The sequence below is a fragment of the Enterococcus sp. AZ015 genome, assembly GCF_050499225.1.
GTDB classification, from domain to species: domain Bacteria; phylum Bacillota; class Bacilli; order Lactobacillales; family Enterococcaceae; genus Enterococcus_D; species Enterococcus_D entomosocium.
Window position 1 is genome coordinate 1993749 of the sequence record NZ_JBMHEX010000001.1, and the last position, 20679, is coordinate 2014427.

Sequence of the window (20679 nt, forward strand, 5' to 3'; positions counted from 1 at the left end):
TTTTAAAAAACTTGCAGCCCTTCACGATCGATTTGTAATTGTTCGATATACGCATTGCTCTCCAAGGCATGTAGAAGTTTTGAGATTCGTTCTGCCCGTTCCTCTGGGACGATCGCTAAGACCGTTGGTCCAGCGCCGCTTAAGAAACAGCCATAGCCGCCTTCTTCTTCGCAAATCTGGCGAATGGTCGACAAGTGTGGCACAAGCTTTTCCCGATAGGCTTCATGAAAACGATCCTGCTGCATTAATTTCCCTGCAAGAGGCAGATTGCCATTGATGACCGCTGCGATCATAACATTGGCGATCGCACTGGCCTCAACTGCTTGCTCGTGAGAAAGTGTTTGCGGCAAGACTTGACGACTTGCTTCAGTCAAAAGTTCTTCATGAGGAATATAGGCAATGATCTCGCATTCTGGAAAATGATGCTTTACTAAATACGTATGCTTGTGCTGATGGTCATAAGCAGCAACTGCAAAATCTCCATAGATCGCTGGTCCAACATTGTCAGGATGCCCTTCAATGGCAGTTGCGATCTCAAGCTTTTGTGCTGCACTCAGATTCATGTGTGCCATTCGGTTGGCTAGTTCAATACCAGCGACGATCACCGAGGAACTACTGCCTAAGCCTCGTGCCAAAGGAATATCCGAACTCATACGGATCTTCAGGGGTTTCATGTCTGGTGCTAATTTTAGTGCCACACGCAAAAGTAAGTTAGTTTCATCGTTTGGGATCTCTGAGCCTAGCTCATGGATGATTTCCCATGTATCGTTTTCTTTTAAAACTTCGATGAACAAATACTTTGACAGGGCAATCCCGCAGGAATCAAAGCCAGGCCCTAAATTCGCACTGGTTGCAGGAACGCGGATCTTCATAACTTGGCAACTCCTTCACGAAGATGCTGGCGCATTTCTTCTAAATCACTCATTTTATTGATGGTTACTTCTGTCGCTTTGATAGCTGTATCAGGATCCTTCAGACCATTTCCAGTAAAGACGGCAACGACAGTCTCACCTGGTTTGATTTTCCCTGCTTTCACGTGCTGGATGACACCAGCCAGCGAGGCAGCTGAGCCTGGTTCAATAAACACACCATCTTGCGCAGCAATTTTACGGTAAGCATTCAAAATTTCCTCATCGGTTACTGCATCGATGTGTCCATTTGATTCATCACGAGCGGCTTCTGCCAACTGCCAGCTGGCTGGATTGCCGATCCGAATCGCTGTAGCGATCGTTTCTGGCTGTTCGATGACTTCCCCACGGACGATGGCAGCCGCACCTTCAGCTTCAAACCCATGCATTCTTGGCAACGCGGTGCCTTTTTTCTCATGCCATTCTTTGAACCCTTTCCAATATGCCGAGATATTCCCTGCATTGCCGACAGGAATCGCAAGAACATCCGGCGCTTGCCCTAATTGTTCGCATACTTCAAAGGCAGCTGTTTTTTGTCCTTCTAAACGATAAGGATTGACTGAGTTTACTAGTGCCACGGCTTCGGTTTCTGCAATATCTCGTACTGCTTTTAACGCTTCATCAAAGTTTCCTGGGATCGAAATGATGTCGGCTCCATAAACGATTGCTTGCGCCAATTTTCCCATAGCGATCTTGCCATCTGGAATAACAACGTAAGCTTTGATCCCCGCTCTGGTCGCATAAGCTGCTGCTGCCGCACTGGTATTTCCTGTCGATGCACAGACGATTGCTTTGGCACCTTCTTCCACCGCTTTTGCCACCGCCATCACCATGCCGCGGTCTTTAAATGAGCCTGTCGGATTCAGGCCTTCGTATTTTCCATACAATTGGATCCCTAATTCATTTGAAAGACTTGGTAATGGGATCAGAGGTGTATTTCCTTCAGCCAGCGACAATGCTGGGGTATTTTCGTTGACTGGGAGATATTCCTTGTATTGATGCAATAATCCTTGATACATGTTTATTCCTCCATCACTTTCATTATTTGCACGTTTTGCGTATTCGCGTATGCCTTGAGTGCTACTGTTAGTTCCTTTTCACTGATTGGCTTCGTGATTCCAGCTATTCGTTGGCTTGCTACATCAAATGCTGTGTGCTTTGATTCAAACCATTCTGGGAAAGAAGCTGCATTAAGGTCTTTATTTGAAAAGGAAACATAGTGTTGCACAGGAAGTTCTTGTACCGAAGCCAATGCTGTTTCTTTTTCAAAGGTTAAAAAAGGTTCAACGATCCCGAATGTTTTGTTTTTAGCCAATACCGTCAAATCGGCAACCACACTAGTGGCTGTCGGACGCGATCCAGCCCCTGGTCCATAAACCATCGACTGATCAATTCCGTCGCTTTTGATAAAAATACCATTGAACTCATTTTGGATCGTCGCCAAGGCGTGGTTTTTTGGCACTAACACCGGCCCAACCGATACAGTAAGGGAACCGTCATCAGTCTTTTGAGCTGCGCCAATCAATTTCACTTCATAGCCAAAAGCTTGTGCCTGCTTAATATCTTCTACAGCTAATCCGCGAATACCTTTTGTTGCAACATCTGCAACGTCGATTGTTTTCCCAAAAGCAAATTTGGTCAGGATCACCATTTTATAAGCCGCATCGATACCGTCAACATCATTGGTAGGATCTGATTCGGCAAAACCTTTTACTTGAGCTTGTGACAACGCATCTTCATAGGTCATGCCATCTTCCGTCATTTTCGTCAGCATATAATTGGTCGTCCCATTGACGATGCCAAAAATTCCTGTGATGGTATCAGGTAGATAGTGGGTGCTCAATGTGCGCAAAATCGGAATTCCTCCCCCCACACTGGCTTCATAATAAAGAGAAACACCGGCTTTTTCAGCAATTGCCAGCAGTTCAGGTCCATGGGTGGCAATCAAATCTTTATTTGCCGTCACAACATGCTTTTTATTTTCTAAAGCAGCTGAAATAAACGCTTTTGCCGGATCGATCTTCCCGATCAATTCCACAATTACGTCGATGGTCTCATCTTCAAACAACTCATTTGCCTCATTCGTCAAAGCAAACCCATACTTAGCTGCTAACGCAGACTTATCCTCATAAGGCGAAGCTAATGCTTTCGTGATTTGCACACTGACTCCTATGCGTGCCAGAATGGCTTCTTTTTGCTCTGCCAACACTTGGCATACCCCGCTGCCGACAACACCCATTCCTAATAATCCAATGTTCAATTGCTTACCCATAATGCCCCCTAACTGAAAACGTTATTAAAAACCGTTCATCTAATTTTAATATTTCCACTAGCATACCAAAAACAATAAGAAAAAACTAGGACTTTTGAGAAATTCTCGCCCTAGTTTTAACGGTGATGGATATGTTCGAATGTTTTTTGCAAAATATCCACAACATGTTTGTCATCAAGACTATAAAGGATGGTTTTTCCTTGTCTTTCCGACTTTACGATCCGATTATCTTTCAATAGTTTCAACTGATGAGAGACTGCTGATTGTTCCATATGTACTTGTTCCGCGATTGAAGTGACATTGCGTTCACCCTCTTGAAGGGACAACAAAATTTTTAATCTGGTCGGATCACTAAGCATCTTAAAAATCTGCGTTACTTGCTGAATTTCCTCTAATTTAGGCGGAGTCATCGCGCCACATCCTCTCTTATTTCCTTTTGCATTTTAGCCCCTGATAGACGGCTTGTCAATCAGCGGCCGCCAAACAAGGAGAAGTAATTAGATAAAAGACAAGAATAGATCCAAGTGTCAGAAAATTCCCTTTAGAAGCTTAGGTCCCTCAACAACTGTTCGTTGGGGAAACAAATGCTTCTTTTTCTATCACTCGGATCATTCAGTCAAATTGCAATTTTTTGATTATGAAGGCAGCAGATGACTTTAATCACCTGTGATTTCTTCAATCGCTGCTTGCAGATCAGCAATTTTTTGTTCTGCTGCTTCTGCCGTTTCGCCTTTTACACCAATATAAAACTTGATTTTCGGTTCGGTCCCAGAAGGACGAACCGCAATCCAGCTTTCATCTTCCAAGGTGTATTTCAAAACATCAGAAGGCGGTGTGGTCATTTTTTGTTGGTGACCATCTAAGCCCACACGAGTCAACAGTTTAAAGTCTTCTGTTTGTACGACAGGGGTTCCTGCGAAGACAGAAGGTGCTTTTTCACGGAAAGTCTTCATCAAGGCAGCAATCTTAGTTGCCCCTTCCATGCCGCTCATCGTTACAGAAATCGTTTTTTCTGCATAATAACCGTACTCTTCAAAAATATCTTGCAGACCGTCATACAATGTTTTGTTTGATTGTTTGTAAAAAGCAGCCACTTCTGCTAATAAAACGAGCGCTTGGATCGCGTCCTTGTCCCGTACGAATGGTTTTACTAAGTAGCCATAGCTTTCTTCAAAGCCAAACATAAAGGTTTGAGAATGGTCTTTTTCAAATTGTTGGATTTTTTCGGCAATAAATTTAAAGCCGGTCAATACGTTGATCATATCCACATCGTAGGATTTAGCGATCGCTGTTGGCAATTCACTAGAAACGATCGATTTTAAGACTGCTGCATTTTCTGGCAATGTCCCAGCTGTTTTATGGGCTTCTAAAATGTAACGGATCATCAATGCGCCTAACTGATTACCTGTCAACACTTGGTAGTTGCCATCTAGCATTCTTACTGCAGCTCCTAAGCGATCGGCATCTGGATCTGTTGCGATCAACAGGTCAGCACCTTCTTTTTCTCCTAAAGCAATCGCATATTCAAAGGCAGAGTGCTCTTCTGGATTCGGTGATTTTACTGTACTGAAATTTGGATCAGCAACCGCTTGAGAAGGTTCAATAATGAATTGTTGGAAACCAGCTTGTTTCAACGCTTTCTCCCCAAGCATCCGCCCTGTTCCGTGAAGTGGTGTATAGACAAGTTTCAAATCTTTGCCCACCGTATCGATCAATTCTTGATCGATCGTGACTTCTTTGATCTCTTTCAGATAGGCAGTATCGATTTCTTCGCCAATAATAGAGATCAAGCCGCTGTTTTTGGCTTCTTCTTCACTTAATACAGGGATCTCTAACGGATTTTCAATTTCCCGAACGAATTTTGTCAATGCATCCGCATCTGCTGGTGGCATTTGTCCACCATCTTCCCCATATACTTTGTAGCCATTGTATTCGGCTGGATTGTGAGAAGCTGTGATCATGATTCCAGTAAAGGTTTTTAAGTAACGCACAGCAAAAGATAATTCTGGCGTCGGACGTAAGCTTTCAAAGACGAAGGCTGGAATATCGTGTTTTGCCAATGTTTTTGCCGCTTCCATCGCGAACTCAGGTGAAAAATGACGGGAATCATAGGCGATCGCTACGCCACGACGTCTTGTTTCAGGATCTTGTGTATCCATAAAGCGAGCCAATCCTTCGGTTGCTTGACGAATCGTATAAATGTTCATCCGATTGATACCAGGTCCTAAAATTCCTCGCATACCGGCAGTCCCAAATTCCAAAGGCATATAAAAAGCGTCTTCTAACATCGCAGGATCTGCTTCTAATGCGGTCAATTGTTCTTTTAATTGTGGATCTAAGTGTTCACTGTTTTTCCATTGATTAAATGTTTGTTCCCATGCCATAAAATAACCTCTCCTTTTTCCGTTAAAATGCTCTAAAATTAGTATAACACTACTTACAGATTTCTCAAAGAATAACCAAACGAAAAATAAAAACAGCTGCTATCAAAAGTGATTGACACTTTAAAAATAACAGCTGATTCCATTAAACTATTTCGTTAATTGAGCATCCTTTTGTGTTTCAATAAAATCAAACACTTGTTGACCAGCAATACTGCCATCGCCGACTGCCGTCGTGATTTGACGCAAGCCTTTTTCACGAACATCGCCAACCGCGTAAACACCAGGAATTGAAGTTTCCATCTGCTCATTGGTTAAAATCCAGCCAGCATCATTCGTGATACCGCTGGCTTTGAATGGTTCTGTCAACGGATCTAAACCAACATAGATAAAGACACCGCCAGCAGCTTCTTCTGTCACTTCATCCGTTTTTACGTTTCTGATTTGCACGCCAGTCACGACCATCTCATTGCCTTTGATTTCTTCAACAACAGAATCCCAAATAAAAGAGATTTTCTCGTTGGCAAATGCGCGGTCTTGAATGATTTTTTGTGCTCGTAATTCGTCACGACGGTGAACGATCGTTACTTCGGAAGCAAATTGTGTTAAGTAGATAGCTTCTTCGACTGCCGAGTCGCCTCCGCCAACAACAATCAAGCGTTTGTTACGGAAAAAGGCACCGTCACAAACCGCACAGTATGAAACACCGCGTCCCGCAAATTCTTCTTCGCCTTTGACGCCTAACTTTCTATGTACGCATCCTGTGGCAATGATGATTGTTTTCCCTTGATAAGTTTTGTCTTCGGTGGCAACTTCTTTGAATTCACCTTGATCCGTGATGCTCTGAACAATCCCATAGGCATTTTCAACACCAAATTTAATGGCACCTTCATACATTTTAAATGCTAATTCAGGGCCTAGGATTGATTCGTATCCTGGGTAGTTTTCAACTTCAGCCGTATTGTTCATTTGACCGCCAGGTGCGCCTCGTTCAATCATTAGTACTGATAAATTCGATCTTGACGCATAAAGCGCTGCTGTCATCCCCGCAGGGCCTGCGCCGATGATAATTACATCATACATATATTTCCCTCCAATTTGGACTACCCATACTTTACTTTCAAAAGCAAATTCTTTCAACTCATCTGCTTACAAAAAATAATAAGATATTCCTGCTTTTACTTTTGAAAATTACATTGACTTTCTTTTCAATTTTTGTAAAATTTTCACGATACGTCTATTATATAGAAAATAAGGAGTCCTTACAATTGAATAAGAAAAAACTTTTAGGAAAATCAGACCGTGAACTGCTTTTCCTCAGCTGGCCGATTTTTGTTGAGCTATTTTTGCGGGTCGTTATTGGGAATGTCAACGTTTGGATGATTTCTCATTACTCCGAGCCAGCAGTAGCGGCCGTCAGTGCTGCCAATCAACTATTGAATTTAACGGTCTTTATTTACGGTTTCATCACCGTGGGTACTCAGATCATTATCGCACAATTGATTGGTGCGAAAAAACGCGACCAGATACCGAAAGTCATCAATACCGCTCTTTTTGGCTCATTGTTCATCGGGATTTTGATCAGCTTAATGTTCCTTTTCGGCTCAACCTATCTCCTTCGTTTCATGGGATTGGATGCTGAATTAGTTGCTTTAGGTCATGGGTACTTACAAGTGTATGGGGGAAGTCTGTTCCTTTCATCGATCACGGCGGTCATAATTGCTGTCATGCGTAGCCACAGTTTCACAAAACCTGCGTTATTGGTGCCGATGTTTGCTAGTATCCTAGCCGTCATTGGGAATTACTTTGTCTTATATAGCCCCTTTGGTTTACCGAATTTTGGTGTGACCGGATTGGCATTTTCTAGCGTCTTTGGTAATTCGATTGGTTTAATAATTGCCGCAATGTTGCTGAAGAAGCATGTGAATTTTTCTGTTTTATCTGCCCGTTTCTCGAATGTCTCTTGGGGTGTGATGAAAAACATTTTGACTTACGGATTGCCTTCTTCTGGCGAGTCTCTTTCCTATCAAGGAGCGCAAGTCGTAGTGACGATGATCGTGGCTCAACTTGGTGCCAGCGTCTTGATTGCAAAATCTTACGTAACAGCTATCACCCAATTTGTTTATTTGATTGCCTCCGCATTGAGTCAAGGGAATCAAATCATGATTGGCCGCAATGTCGGTGCTGGAGAATACGATCGCGCGCATCAGCGAGGCATGCGCACGATGGTGATCGGGATCATTGCCTCGGTAACGATCTGTTTATTGACTTACTTGTTTATTGAGCCAATCATGGGAATCTTTACCACCAACGCGGAAGTGATCGAGATTGCCAAAGGTGTCTTTTTGGTAGAGATCGTTTTAGAAACGGCGCGTGCAGTCAATATGATCCTTGTGGGTTCCTTAAATGCAAGTGGCGATGTGAAGTTCCCATTGATCTGTAGTCTAGTTGTTCTATGGGTCATCAGCTTACCGTTTTCCTATTCACTGGCGATCGTCTTTAAATTCGGCTTGATCGGCGTTTGGATCGCTTATGCCATTGACGAAGCATTGCGCAGCGTCTTAATGATTTATCGTTGGCACTCCGGTGTATGGAAAACTAAATCTGTCGTTCATCCACAAGAAACAGAACCCGAAGTATTGCCAGAAGCATAATTAAAGTCCAGCGGTCTCGGTGACTGCTGGACTTTTTTGTTTTCCATAAAAAATAAAATGCGCCAAGAAGTTTGCTTGGTTTTTTTGAAGACTTTGCTCTATACTTGTCTCAGAAGCTATCGACTACGATTTACATTAAAAGGAGCGTTTGCTATGTCAATCTATGACTACCAAGCAACATTGGAAAATGGCGAAACTTATTCGCTAGCAAAATACGAAGGTCAACCGCTAGTGATCGTCAATACAGCTACGAAGTGTGGTTTGAGCCCGCAGTTCAAAGAATTACAAGGTCTTTATGAAACTTATAAAGACCAAGGATTGGTCGTTTTAGGGTTTCCTTCTGATCAGTTCAAACAAGAAGTCGGGTCAGCCGAAGAAGCCGCAGCCTCTTGCCGAACCACCTATGGTGTCGACTTTCCGATGCACAAGTTAACAGTGATCAATGGAAAAGACGCGGATCCCTTGTTTCGCTATTTGGAAGAAGAAGCACCTGGCACGCTAGGAAAAGCCATTAAATGGAATTTCACGAAATTCTTGGTGGATCGCCAAGGTAAAGTCGTTGAGCGTTTCGCTCCCCAGACAAATCCTCAAAAAATGATTCCAGAAATTGAAAAAGTTCTTTAAAAAACAGAGAAAGGCGATTTTGAGGACAAAACATGTCATCCTTAAGGTCACCTTTTTGTGATTGCTACAACATACACATTATACAACAATCACATTGGCGCTTGTCAAAATATCTGAATGTCTATTTCTTCTTAAAGAAACCATTCGTTACAAAGATTTCAAAAAGACTTTAAAAAAACTGCAGTTGATCCCCTTTGATTTCTCAACGGGATCAACTGCAGCTTCTTTTGATTAGTTATTCGATAAATCTTCACCATTTGAAGCAATCACTTGTTTGTACCAATCAAATGATTTTTTCTTTGTTCGTTTCAAGGTGCCGTTTCCTTCATTGTCACGGTCCACATAAATGAAACCATAGCGTTTTTTCATTTCACCTGTTCCAGCTGAAACTAAATCGATACAACCCCAAGTCGTGTAACCCAATAAGTCGACACCATCTTGTTCAACCGCATCTTTCATTGCTTGGATATGCTCTGCCAAATATTGGATGCGGTAATCATCTTCCACATAGCCATCTGCATCTGGTGTATCCACAGCGCCTAGACCATTTTCAACGATAAACAATGGTTTTTGGTAACGGTCATAAATGTCATTCATTGTAATCCGCAAACCAAGTGGATCAATTTGCCAACCCCACTCACTTGCTTCCAAGTATGGGTTTTTCACAGAGGCAAAAATATTGCCAGCCGTTTGTTCTAACAATTCAGCGTCCGTTGTTGATACGCGTGAAGAATAGTAAGAGAAAGAAATAAAGTCTACGGTGTGAGCTTTCAACAGCTCAAGGTCGCCTTCTTCCATTTTGATTTCGATCCCATTGCGTTCCATTTCTTTCAGCGCATATTGTGGATATTCCCCACGTGATTGAACATCAATAAAGAAATAGTTTTCGCGATCTGCTTTGCGTGATTCCCAGACATCTTCTGGTTTGCTTGTATATGGATAGTACGCGCCAGCAGCCAGCATACAACCTACTTTGTTTTCAGGATCAACTTCGTGAGCGATTTTCGTTGCGATTGCGGATGCCAACAACTCGTGATGAGCCGCTTGATATTTCACTTGCTCAACGTTATCGCCTTCTTCAAAATAAAGTCCCGCTCCCATAAATGGCGCATGTAGAATCATGTTGATTTCGTTGAAGGTCAACCAGTATTTTACTAATCCTTTGTAGCGGTTGAAAATCACGTTACACAAGTTTTCATAGAATCCGACTAATTCACGAGAACGCCATGCTCCGTATTTTTCAACTAAATGCATTGGGCAATCAAAGTGAGTGATCGTTACTAATGGTTCGATCCCATATTTGTGGCATTCTTTGAAAAGATCTTCATAGAACTTCAAGCCGTCTTCATTTGGTTCTGTTTCATCCCCTTTAGGGAAAATCCGACTCCAAGCGATCGACAAACGGTAGGTTTTAAAGCCCATTTCGCCAAATAGCGCGATGTCTTCTTTGTAGCGATGATACATATCGATCGCTTCTTTTGCTGGGTAGAAATGTTCGTCATCAAAATCGAACATTTTCATTTGACCAGTAATGACTGGAAAACGATCTTTGCCGATCGGTACCACGTCAACGTTTGCCAAGCCGCGTCCTCCTTCTTGGTAGCCTCCTTCACATTGATTGGCAGCTGTTGCGCCGCCCCATAAAAAGTCTTTTCTAAATGCCATGTTTCTTTCCTACTTTCTCTTTATTTAACTAGTTCGCGATCAAGTTCGCGGGCTACTTCATCTTGTACTTCTACGCCTTCTTTTTCAAGACGTGCGATCGTTTCCTTAAATTTAGGCAAGTGATCTTTGTGGGCAATAAACAGTTCGTCCATGACACGTTTTGCCGTATCACCTGATGGAACCAATGGGTTGATGGTGAAGGCTTGTAATGCGATATTGTAATCCCCAGTCACTGCTGCTTCGATCGTTAATAATTCCATTGCTTTCATTACCTGTAACCAACCTTTTTCAGCTGTCGGTAACTCACCAAAGGCAACATTTCTAGCACCTTGTCCGCCAACGTAAGCTGTTACTTCAACTACGCAATCGGCAGGAAGATCTGGAACGGCGCCTTCATTTTTTGTTGAAACAACGATTTGGGTATTTTTATTGGCATAAATGGAAGCAATCGTTTCACACGCTGCATCTGAGTAATACGCACCACCACGTTTTTGCAGCTGTTCAGGTTTATGATCCAATTCAGGGTCTTTGTACAACTCAAACAATTCGGCTTCGGTTTGTTTCACTTGCTGTGCACGGGTCCCAACAGTCTTGTATTCTTCGATCGCATGATTCAGCATTTCTTCTTGACGATAGTAGTAACGATGATAACCGCAAGGGATCATCTTCATTTGTTCTAGCTGTTCTTTGTAAAATGGAATATCAAAGATATTCTTCGGTAAGCCATTGTCTTCTTCATACATTTTATCAATAATATCCATCGTTACATCGTTGCCGTGTGAATCAGCAACTTTGTGCCAATGGAAGTGATTCAATCCTGCAAATTTGTAGATCAATTCGTCCGGTTCTTTACCGATCAAGGCTGGCTCAATCATGGTTGCCATGACTGGCACATTACACAACCCGATCACTTTGTCCCATTTTCCGTAACGCACGATTGCTTCAGTCACCATGCCGCTTGGATTCGCAAAATTGATCAACCAAGCATCCGGACATAAACGTTTCATGTCTTCAACAATTTCAAGAATGATTGGAACCGTACGGAACGCTTTGAACATTCCGCCAGGGCCGTTGGTTTCTTGACCAATCATGCCATAATAAGCAGGAATTCGTTCATCTTTAATGCGGGCATTCAGCAACCCTACTCGAAATTGGGTCGTAACGAAATCAGCATCTTTTAGCGCTTCTTCTCGATCCAATGTCATGTGGATTTTTACATCGTAGGGTGACGCATCCCACATCCGTTGTGCCATCGCACCAACGATTGCTAATTTTTCTTTTCCTGCTTCGATATCTACTAGCCAAATTTCACGAATCGGCAATTCTTCATAGCGTTTGATAAAGCCTTCCATTAACTCCGGGGTATAGCTGCTGCCGCCACCAATGGTTGCAATTTTAATTCCTTTTGTCATTGTATTGCTCCTTTGCTATTTTATTTACATTCTTATTATCATTCATAAAAACATTTGATTCAATGTAAATAGCATATTTAGAAAAAGCGTTTGCAAATCTCGCTTCTTCTTGCAGATGTTTTGTAAAAAAGATTTACAAAGAGCATCAAATAAGGAATAATTAGGATGTAAACGATTCGCTAGGTACTGAATAAAAACGAATTTTTGTAAAAACCATTTACAAATAATCATAAAAAAATGTAAAAAGGAGCATATATACCATGTTGTTACAAGAAAAAATGCGCCAAATCAAACTAGCACCAGCGGAACGATCGTTGATCGATTATTTATTAGCCAACCCGACTGCGATGGCGGATCAAACCATTAAGGAATTGTCAGAAAAGACCTACGTTCATCCTTCTACTTTTATTCGGATTGCCAAAAAATTAGGCTTCAATGGTTGGCTCGACTTAAAAACGGCCTTTGTGGAAGAGCAAACTTATATGAGCAGCCATTTTACAGATGTAGATGCGAACTTCCCTTTTTCCTCCCATGACGGCATTATGACCATCGCCAAAAAGTTGGCAAAGCTTGAACAAACAACGATTGAAGATACGCTTTCCTTGATCCATCATGATGAATTACAAAAAGCGAAACAATCGTTGCTCAACGCCAACCATATCAAGATCTTCGCCAGTAATGCCAATACCTTGATTTCTCAAGACTTTGTTTTGAAGATGCGGCGTTTAGGAAAAAACATTCACGTCTGCGACACCTTCGGCGAGAGTGCTTACGAGGCATCTAACTGTACCTCCGATACGACCGCGATCTTGATTTCTTACACCGGTGAAAACAAAATGGTCAAAGAAATCGGTAAGATCCTTGCCGAGCGGCAGGTTTCCATCATTGGCATGACGAGTATCGGGGAGAACTCCTTGGCGAAATTAAGTAATTGTGTTTTGAATATCACGACAAGAGAACGGCTCTACTCAAAGATCGCCAACTTTACGATCAATACGTCCGTTTGCTACTTGCTGGATTTGTTGTACGCAGTCGTCTTTTCGGAGCATTATGAAAAAAACTTGCAGCATTTGATCGATATTGGCATGGCTTATGACAAGCGCCCTACATCATCGACGATAATCGCTGAGCCAACCTACGATAAAAATCTTCATTATAAAGACTCACTGTTTCCCAATTAAATGACTGACAAAAAGCGATCGCTTCACATGGGCGATCGCTTTTAACCTTACGTAGAACTTGTTAGAAAGTTTTTGGCTAAACTAAAGCCGTGATCAAATCATCGGAACAGCCTACCTCACGTTTGTCTGACTCGATGATATCCAAATAATCGGCGGAGTTGGTGACTAACACTGGGGTCTCAATATTAAATCCAGCTTTGATCAATGCATCCTTATCAAAGGTGATCAATTTTTGTCCGCGAGTCACCGTGTCTCCTTGCTTCACATGGGCTTCAAAGTATTCACCGTTTAATTGAACAGTATCTAAACCAATATGGATCAAAAGCTCTAAGCCGTTCTCAGAGATCAACCCAATGGCATGTTTGGTTGGGAACAAGGTCATTACTGTTCCGTCAAAAGGAGCCACAACTTCGCCTTTTGAGGGATGGATCAAGATGCCTTTTCCTAGAATCCCTTGTGCGAAGGCTTCATCTTTTGCACTGCTTAGTGGTGCGATCGTTCCTTCAACAGGGGAAGTGATTACTTCTTTCCGAACAGTCATCGCTGGTTGTCCTTCTGCGATTTCTTCTTCCACCGCATCATCTTTCCAGAAAGCCATCGTCAAACCAAAACCAATCGCTGCAGCGATCAAGATCCCGATGACCGAGAACCACATGCCACTGGCATCGCCTTCTGGAGTGATATAGTTAAAGATTCCAAAGACGCCTAAACCACCAGAGGTATAGCTCGTTGTGCCATTGATCATTAAGAAGGCACCTGCGACCGCCCCACCAATCATTGAGAAGAAAAACGGCATTTTTTTCGGTAACGTGATCCCATAAATTGCTGGTTCTGTTACACCAAAAAGTCCTGAGATAATGGCTGGTGGACATAGAGCTTTTAGTTTTTTGTCTTTAAGTTTAAAGTACATAGCCATCACTACCGCTGTTTGGGCAAAGCTGGCACCAAATGATGCTACCAAAATTTGACTGTAGCCGAGCTGTGTCACTTGCATAATGTGTAGTGGCACAACTGACCAATGCAAGCCGAAAATAACCAAGACTTGCCAGAAGAAGCCTAATAACAAACCATAAATCGCTGGAGAGAAGTCCATCAATGCTTCAAATCCTGAGCTTAAAAGATCCGTCAACATACTGATCACAGGTCCAATCACCAAAAAGCCAATTGGCAATGCAATCAATAAAACCAAGAAAGGCACTAAAAATGTTTGGACAACAGACGGAATGATTTTCTTCGCCAATTTTTGAACTTGTGCAGCGAATGCGATGATAAAGATTACTGGAACCACACTACTAGTATATGTCGCACCAACCCACGGAATCCCTAAGAAGGTTTCATACGCTGGCAAGCCTAATAAGCTATAAGGTGCAGCAGCTCCCTCGCCAGCTCCGGCAACAAATGCCGCTTGCAAGGCTGATCCTTGAATCGTCGGATAGCAAAGCGCCGACCCGATCACGATTCCCACCATTGGATTTAAGCGGAATTTTTTTGCTGACGTATACCCTAAAATCACCGGCATAAACATGAAGATCGAATCGCCGATCGCATTGAACATAACGTACGTCCCAGTCGTCGTTGTATAATCGATCAAGCCTGTTGTACCAATAAAAAGCAACAGTGCATTTAGACCTTTGATCATCCCGGCCGCACACAAAGCACCTAAGAAGGGTTGGAAGCAGCCGCTCAAAATATCGATCAAACGATCAAACAAGTTGCCACCTGAGGCTGTTTCTTCAGCATCACCACTGATTCCTGCAACATCGATCACTTCTGCATAGACATCTGGCACATGGTTTCCGATAACCACCTGGTATTGACCGCCACTCTTCATGACCGTCACGACACCTTCCATGTTCTTTAAGACTTCATCATTTGCGACGCCTTCATCCTTTAATTTAAAACGCAGGCGTGTGATACAATGCGTCAAGCTATTGATGTTCTCTTTCCCACCGACATTTGCGACAATTTTTTCTGCTAATTCACGATATTTACCCATTTTTGATTCCTCCAATTTTTTTGTATTGAAGGTTTAGCCAACTGAATGTCACTATCCAAAATGTTTCGTCTTTGATATGCTGCTTCTTAACTAGCGGTCCTAAAAATACGTTTTAATAAAAATCATTGCCAAAAAATTATTCTTTCTTCTATATCTTGCACTGAGTAAAACTCCTTCTCCTTTCTTCTTTATTTCAATCAACGATTTTTTTGCACAAGTCTGGCAATATGAATCGTTAAATACAAACTTTCGTCACTGGACATTTGATACTGATATTGATTTTCTAATAGTTCAGCGATTTTTTGTACGCATTGATACGCATTTCGGTACTTCACTTTGACCATAGCCAAAAGATCTTCATCGGTTTCATCCGTATGAGGGGTATGGTTTTGCATTCTTGAGACAAAAAATTTCAAATGCGTAGTGAAGCGATAAAAATAAACGGACTCTTCATCAAAGGTGGTTTTGAAAAAATATTTAACAATGTTAATGATGTCTTGCATCGTTTGGGTTAGCTCAGCAATATTGCCTTGGTCACCATTTTCGGTTTGCGCATTGACCAGATGCAGAGCAATAAAGCCAGCTTCATCATCTGGCAGCTGAATCCCGTAATGTTCTTTGATTTTTTCTACTGTTTTGCAGCCTATTTGGTACTCATCGGGGAAAAAACGCTTGATATCCCACAATAAGACATTTTTGACCGTCATTCCTTTTTTCGATCGTTCAATGGCACAGTGCATATGATCTGTCAGCGAGATGTAGATGGAATCATTGATGGGGGATGACAATTCTCGCCGAGCATACTCAATGATCTCATTGGATAATTCAAGATATTCCAGTGGTAAGTCAGCAAGCAGCTCTTGAAATTGAGATAAGATCGTCTGATTTTCTAAGCGATATACTTTATCGACCGTTTCTGAAGAAATGTCATCTCCCACTTTTTTCTTAAAGGCAATCCCCCGCCCCATAACAATAATCTCGTTTTGACTTTGATCGGTAGTGATCACAACATTATTGTTTAACACTTTACTGATTTTCATGTCCTACCCCCACTTACTTTATCATTGCGGATATGGTTCATTGCTTGTCTTTATTGTTTAGCCAACAGTCAACACAGAAAAAACCTCATGAAAGCAGCGCAAATACCGCAGCTTCATCAGGTTTAGCTTGTTAAAAATCAACAATCACTATCCATTAGAACCAGTTCTATTATCTTTATCATAGCAAAGGTAGAAAGCGCTGTCAATCGTTGTTCGTTATTTTTACTGACACCTAATACGAATCTATTGATCGTTTGTTGAAAACACGAGGGATCAATTTTTATTCGTTCTTATCTTAGATAAAGACAAAACCTTAACGAACGATAAAAAACCGCTCCCCAAAGACTTGACTGATCAGTCTAATGATGGGGAGTCGGCTATTATGTCATTTGCTTCTTGTTTTTTCAAAAAAAGCTAATCATCTTGTTTACGATAATTTTTTTTGATGTAAGGCTGGTTTTCTTGGTTCATACGGATAACGATTTTATCAAAACTATTGTCACTCACTTGTGTCGAACCACTCATTTTGATTTTTGGCTGTACTTCGATCACTTTTGGTTTATACTGCATTTTCCCTTTTGAGATCCGCTTGACTAAAAGTTCAGCAGCTTGCGAACCAATTTCATACGACGGTTTTTCAATCACAGACATTTCATGATGATAAAGTTTGTTCCAGCCTAAATCATCATAGCCCCCGATCGCAACGTCTTCTGGAATCCGCAAGCCCAAGCTATAGATCACATGGATCAATGCAAACATCAACTCACTGTTTTCAGCTAATATTGCTAAACGATAGCCTTGATTTTTTTTCAACAATTCGTTTAGTGATTCCTTACACGCGTCAAATGCCACTTGTGTTTCTTCGATCTCAAATGCTAGTTGCTCAGGATTTCTGACTGCGATTTTAGAACTTTCCAGAAAAAGAGCAAGTTTTTTCTTCCGACTAGGCGTTGTGAGCGGTGGTGTAAAGTAAGCGACTCGATCAAAGCCTTCTGAATAAATACGTTGAATCATCTCGGCCGTCGCTTTTTCATTATCAACGATGACTGTATCAATCATCAATTCTTCGATCGTGCAATCAGCCAGCACGATTTTGACCTTTTGCTCAGTCAAGCTTTTCACGAATGCTTCGTCCTGATTCGACGATAGAATAAGCCCTTCCACTTGACGGTCGATCAACGCTTGGATTTGATCCTGCTGAGAAATATTTTTTTGATCGGTTTCAACAAGAATCACCTGAAAAGATTTTCGTATACAATAATCATTGACGCCTCGAACTAAAGCTGCTACTTCCGGGATCATGATATTGCTGACAACGATGCCGATCAATCCCGTTTTATTGTTTTTCAACCCCTGTGCTAGCGCATTTGGACGGTATTCAAGCTCTGCGATCACTTCTTCGATGCGCTTTTTTGTCTCTGCTGACATAAATTCATATTTGCCATTCAAATATCTAGAAACGGTGGTTTTTGAAACATTTGCTTTTTCTGACACCATCTTAATGGTGATTTTCTCATTTGCCATTCAATCCACGCCTTGCTTTTTGCTGTTGGTCAATTATATCATGGAACCCTTGAAAAATGAACAAGGACCGATTTCGTTCGACACGGACTGTCCTATCTCAATAGTGACGGATCGTAAAGAAGCCGCTAAGTGAGCTATTTTCAAAGAACTAGCCCATTGCTTCAATGTGGCGCATTTCTTGCTGCACGACTTCATATATACTTTTTGAAAAGTCCACTTCCAACGGATAAGAAAGCAAAATATCTAATATTTGAGGCACAAAGTCTGCCTCACACAGTTCTTTTGCAAAAGCCATCGCAGCAATTTCCGAAGCACAACCAACCGTTGACCGGTGCTCGTAGGAAAAAAAGCGCCACAGTGGGATCGTTTTGGTGATATGGTACATCGTGGCACCATGTTGCTCTTCTAAATAGTGAAAAATTTCATGGGCGATCAAGATCCCTCGGACAACTTCTGGTTTAGGCAATATTTGCGAAGATTGAGTCAGCACAGTGTAGGCAGCAATGGGTTCAGTGATCAATTCAATGGAGCGCTCCATGACAAACTGCGCAAAGACCATGCGAAACTTCGTCGGTTTTCCAGATCTTTCCGTAATTGATAAACCAAGCTTATTCGCCAAGTACCAGGCACGATCTGCCTTTTCCTGTTTTTTCAAATCAAACTGGTCGAGCATTTTTTGCGCCCATGTTCTACCACATAAGATGGCTTCTTCAATGATTTCGTTTTTTTCCTCTTCCCTCACTTTATTACGTAGCATCTCGCGGGTAAACTCAAATACTCCCCAACTGAATTCGCTGATGGGCATGAGCTGTTCATACCACTTTTCTAATAATGCCAGATCAACCGTATTTTGCTGTTTTAAGAAAAACCTCTGCTTGATCATAGGGAGTTCGCCGCCAGAATCATCACTTCTTCATTAGAATCTAAAGTCGACATTTCGATATCGATCAACAACATCAATGCCTCCAAATCGTTTACTGAAAAATCCATCACCCGAGGTCCGGCACAAATATAGAAATCTGGACGCAAAATCACTTCTGTCTGATAGATCGCCAAATCATCCCATAGTTGCTCGACTGCTTGCACATAATTCTCCGCGGTGGTTTTGATGACCTTCCCTGAAGCTCGTTGTACTTTAATAAAGCCTTTTTTATCAAGGATTCGAATTGCCGGATTGTCTCCTGTAGAAACACGGGTTCCAAACACATAAAAATGCGAGCTTTTCTCTAAAAGATCAATTTCGTTAGTAGGTAGCCCTAAATCGCCCGCTGCTAATTCTTGGGCTTCCTCGACGGTTGCCTCTGCTAAAAGATCCGTCGTCTTGACTTCGGTGGAACCAGTTGCAATGGCTGTGACTTTAGACGTTTGAGGATCGATTTCGATAAAGACTTCCACACTTTCTGGGGTAGCCCCACTCTCAATGGCTTTATTGATAGCCTCTGTTTTGATTGATCGCAAGTCTTCTTTCGAAGGCGAAGGAATAATCCGTTCAACGACATCTCGTACCATCGCTAGGGCGACGCCAATAGAGGAAATCACTTCAGCATTCTCCGGAATCGAATATTTTACGCCCATTTTTTCTGACAAGTAGATAATTAATGACGAAGCGCCGCCACCAACTCCTACTAATGAAATCTGGCTTTTTTCTAGTTTGTATTTTTCTGCTAAAGCCAAAATGACTGGCTCTAATTTTGCGTAAGAACGCTCCATGATTTGAGTCGCGATATCTTCGATCGTCGTGCCACAATAATCCGCTAATACGCCCATCGCTTTTCGAGCCGCTTCGATATTCCCATAAGAGAAATGTTCCGGTTTGATCAAGCCCAACACGTTTGCTGCACATGAGTTGGTGATGGTTACCCGATCACCATTATCAAATTTGATTGCAACATAATCTGCAGGATCGCCTTCTTTCGGACTAAAGAATTCCACCGTTCCTCCTGTCCAGTTGATTGGATCAGAGTAAACTGCGTAGTCAAGACCGGCAATATGTGCAGAACGAGGTCCTACATCTACCACTCCATTAGCAGTTGCGCGAATCATGGACCCCCCTGCACAGCCCGTGATTCGTACATCCAAACTGGAAATGTATGTTTCATGTCCGCCAACGACAGAATAGTCGATCGCTGGCCGTCCGTTTTTAATGACACCGATATTGGTGGTTGTGCCGCCTACTTCAAAATACACGCCATTTGATGCTCGTAAATACATCAGTGAACCCATTACTGAAGCTGCCGGACCCGAGAGCATGGTCAGAACTGGCCGCTTTTTCATCTCAGCAATCTCCATAACCCCACCATCGCCTCTCATGATCATTAAGGGTACATCTACACCAGACTCCTTCACAGAGACTTCCGTGGAATTTGCGACAGATAACATTTTAGGTAAAATACTTGCATTGATAGTGGCAGTTCGTGTCCTTCTGGTCAATCCGTAAAGTTTCGTGATATCTGAAGCAACAGTACATGGAATTCCTTTTTCTGTACAAACTTCCATCACTAGATTCTCAGCATCATTATTATCTACACCAAAAGCCATACTAGCGACGATCACTTCTGATCCTTGCCTCACTAGATCATCGATCATTTCTTCAACACTCGCTTTATTCATTCCTTTGAGTTTTGAGAAGGCATTGATGATCTTAATGGATCGCTGATTCCCTAGAACGATATCGGCAATTTTTAATTGACGCTTTGCCAGAAATCCTTCGAAACCACCATGAGCCATACCGAAAACACCAATGTCAGCCACATCCCCTTCAATCAAAGCGTTCGTGGCTTGGGTGGTTGAATGAGCAACAAAAATCACACTTTTTGGGTCAATATCATTTTCTTTCATACAATTTTGAAAACTCTCGACAACGCCAGCAGCTACCCCCCGTTCATGATCATGAGTGGTCTTCACGCTGGATTTTCCTATGATCTCGTGAGTCAGATTATCGATAGCGACAGCTTTTGTATGGGTACCGCCTACATCGATCCCCATTCTAACTTTTCTTAATTCACTCATTTCCACTTTCCTC

At 42.1% G+C, this 20679-nt stretch carries 16 protein-coding genes; 3 read left to right on the forward strand and 13 right to left on the reverse strand.

Annotated features, from left to right (window positions below; all coding sequences use genetic code 11):
* Window positions 1–2: 2 nt before the first annotated feature.
* The 6 genes from thrB to trxB all read right to left on the reverse strand — a co-directional run bounded on the left by thrB (window position 3) and on the right by trxB (window position 6644).
* Window positions 3–872 (reverse strand): homoserine kinase, encoded by an 870-nt coding sequence (gene thrB, locus IGK85_RS09360; protein WP_008378411.1) that lies wholly within the window; start codon window positions 870–872, stop codon window positions 3–5.
* Window positions 869–1927, reverse strand: a complete 1059-nt coding sequence (gene thrC / locus IGK85_RS09365; RefSeq protein WP_008378413.1) for a threonine synthase — start codon at window positions 1925–1927, stop codon at window positions 869–871. Before thrC ends, thrB begins: the two co-directional genes overlap by 4 nt.
* A 2-nt stretch (window positions 1928–1929) precedes the next feature.
* A complete protein-coding gene (locus tag IGK85_RS09370) occupies window positions 1930–3180 on the reverse strand; it encodes a homoserine dehydrogenase (RefSeq protein WP_429972233.1) in 1251 nt (416 codons plus the stop codon).
* 116 nt (window positions 3181–3296) lie between these two features.
* Window positions 3297–3590, reverse strand: a complete 294-nt coding sequence (locus tag IGK85_RS09375) for an ArsR/SmtB family transcription factor (protein ID WP_005235473.1) — start codon at window positions 3588–3590, stop codon at window positions 3297–3299.
* A 246-nt stretch (window positions 3591–3836) separates the two neighbouring features.
* Entirely contained in the window at window positions 3837–5564 is a 1728-nt protein-coding gene (locus tag IGK85_RS09380; RefSeq protein ID WP_008378417.1) for a phospho-sugar mutase, read from the reverse strand.
* A gap of 147 nt (window positions 5565–5711) precedes the next feature.
* Complete coding sequence (gene trxB / locus IGK85_RS09385; protein WP_008378419.1) at window positions 5712–6644, reverse strand: thioredoxin-disulfide reductase; 933 nt, start codon at window positions 6642–6644, stop codon at window positions 5712–5714.
* A gap of 185 nt (window positions 6645–6829) precedes the next feature.
* Here trxB and IGK85_RS09390 point away from each other — a divergent pair, with 185 nt between their 5' ends.
* Together IGK85_RS09390 and IGK85_RS09395 are read left to right on the forward strand one after the other, a co-directional pair.
* Window positions 6830–8215, forward strand: coding sequence for an MATE family efflux transporter (locus IGK85_RS09390; RefSeq protein WP_008378420.1), 1386 nt, complete (start codon window positions 6830–6832; stop codon window positions 8213–8215).
* Window positions 8216–8368: 153 nt separating this feature from the next.
* The gene (locus tag IGK85_RS09395) at window positions 8369–8839 is read left to right on the forward strand and encodes a glutathione peroxidase (protein ID WP_008378422.1); all 471 of its coding nucleotides are present in this window, start codon (window positions 8369–8371) and stop codon (window positions 8837–8839) included.
* Between the two features lie 231 nt (window positions 8840–9070).
* Here IGK85_RS09395 and IGK85_RS09400 read toward each other — a convergent pair whose 3' ends face one another.
* Both IGK85_RS09400 and IGK85_RS09405 read right to left on the reverse strand, forming a co-directional pair.
* Window positions 9071–10504 carry a 6-phospho-beta-glucosidase gene (locus tag IGK85_RS09400; RefSeq protein ID WP_008378424.1) on the reverse strand — a complete coding sequence of 478 codons (1434 nt, stop codon included), beginning with the start codon at window positions 10502–10504 and terminating at the stop codon, window positions 9071–9073.
* 20 nt (window positions 10505–10524) lie between these two features.
* Window positions 10525–11916, reverse strand: a complete 1392-nt coding sequence (locus IGK85_RS09405) for a 6-phospho-beta-glucosidase (RefSeq protein ID WP_008378426.1) — start codon at window positions 11914–11916, stop codon at window positions 10525–10527.
* A gap of 260 nt (window positions 11917–12176) precedes the next feature.
* On the opposite strand from IGK85_RS09405, the gene IGK85_RS09410 reads away from it, so the two are divergent.
* Entirely contained in the window at window positions 12177–13097 is a 921-nt protein-coding gene (locus IGK85_RS09410) for a MurR/RpiR family transcriptional regulator (RefSeq protein ID WP_005235454.1), read from the forward strand.
* Window positions 13098–13173: 76 nt separating this feature from the next.
* Here the strand turns inward: IGK85_RS09410 and IGK85_RS09415 are convergent, their stop codons facing one another.
* The 5 genes from IGK85_RS09415 to IGK85_RS09435 form a co-directional block, all read right to left on the reverse strand.
* On the reverse strand, window positions 13174–15093 hold the full coding sequence (locus tag IGK85_RS09415; protein ID WP_005235453.1) for a beta-glucoside-specific PTS transporter subunit IIABC: 1920 nt from the start codon (window positions 15091–15093) through the stop codon (window positions 13174–13176).
* Window positions 15094–15290: 197 nt separating this feature from the next.
* The gene (gene licT, locus IGK85_RS09420; RefSeq protein ID WP_005235451.1) at window positions 15291–16133 is read right to left on the reverse strand and encodes a BglG family transcription antiterminator LicT; all 843 of its coding nucleotides are present in this window, start codon (window positions 16131–16133) and stop codon (window positions 15291–15293) included.
* Between the two features lie 414 nt (window positions 16134–16547).
* Window positions 16548–17657, reverse strand: a complete 1110-nt coding sequence (locus IGK85_RS09425) for a LacI family DNA-binding transcriptional regulator (protein WP_005235448.1) — start codon at window positions 17655–17657, stop codon at window positions 16548–16550.
* Between the two features lie 148 nt (window positions 17658–17805).
* A complete protein-coding gene (locus IGK85_RS09430; RefSeq protein ID WP_005235446.1) occupies window positions 17806–18540 on the reverse strand; it encodes a hypothetical protein in 735 nt (244 codons plus the stop codon).
* A complete protein-coding gene (locus IGK85_RS09435) occupies window positions 18537–20666 on the reverse strand; it encodes a hydantoinase/oxoprolinase family protein (protein ID WP_005235444.1) in 2130 nt (709 codons plus the stop codon). The genes IGK85_RS09430 and IGK85_RS09435 overlap by 4 nt, the downstream gene beginning before the upstream one ends.
* Between the last annotated feature and the right edge of the window lie 13 nt (window positions 20667–20679).

Bases quoted from the DNA above. Each gene is read 5' to 3' on its own strand.
- IGK85_RS09405 (WP_008378426.1), bottom strand. From the start codon at position 11,916: ATGACAAAAGGAATTAAAATTGCAACCATTGGTGGCGGCAGCAGCTAT.
- trxB (WP_008378419.1), bottom strand. From the start codon at position 6,644: ATGTATGATGTAATTATCATCGGCGCAGGCCCTGCGGGGATGACAGCA.
- IGK85_RS09425 (WP_005235448.1), bottom strand. From the start codon at position 17,657: ATGGCAAATGAGAAAATCACCATTAAGATGGTGTCAGAAAAAGCAAAT.
- IGK85_RS09370 (WP_429972233.1), bottom strand. From the start codon at position 3,180: ATGGGTAAGCAATTGAACATTGGATTATTAGGAATGGGTGTTGTCGGC.
- licT (WP_005235451.1), bottom strand. From the start codon at position 16,133: ATGAAAATCAGTAAAGTGTTAAACAATAATGTTGTGATCACTACCGAT.
- IGK85_RS09375 (WP_005235473.1), bottom strand. From the start codon at position 3,590: ATGACTCCGCCTAAATTAGAGGAAATTCAGCAAGTAACGCAGATTTTT.
- thrC (WP_008378413.1), bottom strand. From the start codon at position 1,927: ATGTATCAAGGATTATTGCATCAATACAAGGAATATCTCCCAGTCAAC.
- IGK85_RS09410 (WP_005235454.1), top strand. From the start codon at position 12,177: ATGTTGTTACAAGAAAAAATGCGCCAAATCAAACTAGCACCAGCGGAA.
- IGK85_RS09435 (WP_005235444.1), bottom strand. From the start codon at position 20,666: ATGAGTGAATTAAGAAAAGTTAGAATGGGGATCGATGTAGGCGGTACC.
- IGK85_RS09415 (WP_005235453.1), bottom strand. From the start codon at position 15,093: ATGGGTAAATATCGTGAATTAGCAGAAAAAATTGTCGCAAATGTCGGT.
- IGK85_RS09400 (WP_008378424.1), bottom strand. From the start codon at position 10,504: ATGGCATTTAGAAAAGACTTTTTATGGGGCGGCGCAACAGCTGCCAAT.
- thrB (WP_008378411.1), bottom strand. From the start codon at position 872: ATGAAGATCCGCGTTCCTGCAACCAGTGCGAATTTAGGGCCTGGCTTT.
- IGK85_RS09395 (WP_008378422.1), top strand. From the start codon at position 8,369: ATGTCAATCTATGACTACCAAGCAACATTGGAAAATGGCGAAACTTAT.
- IGK85_RS09430 (WP_005235446.1), bottom strand. From the start codon at position 18,540: ATGATCAAGCAGAGGTTTTTCTTAAAACAGCAAAATACGGTTGATCTG.
- IGK85_RS09380 (WP_008378417.1), bottom strand. From the start codon at position 5,564: ATGGCATGGGAACAAACATTTAATCAATGGAAAAACAGTGAACACTTA.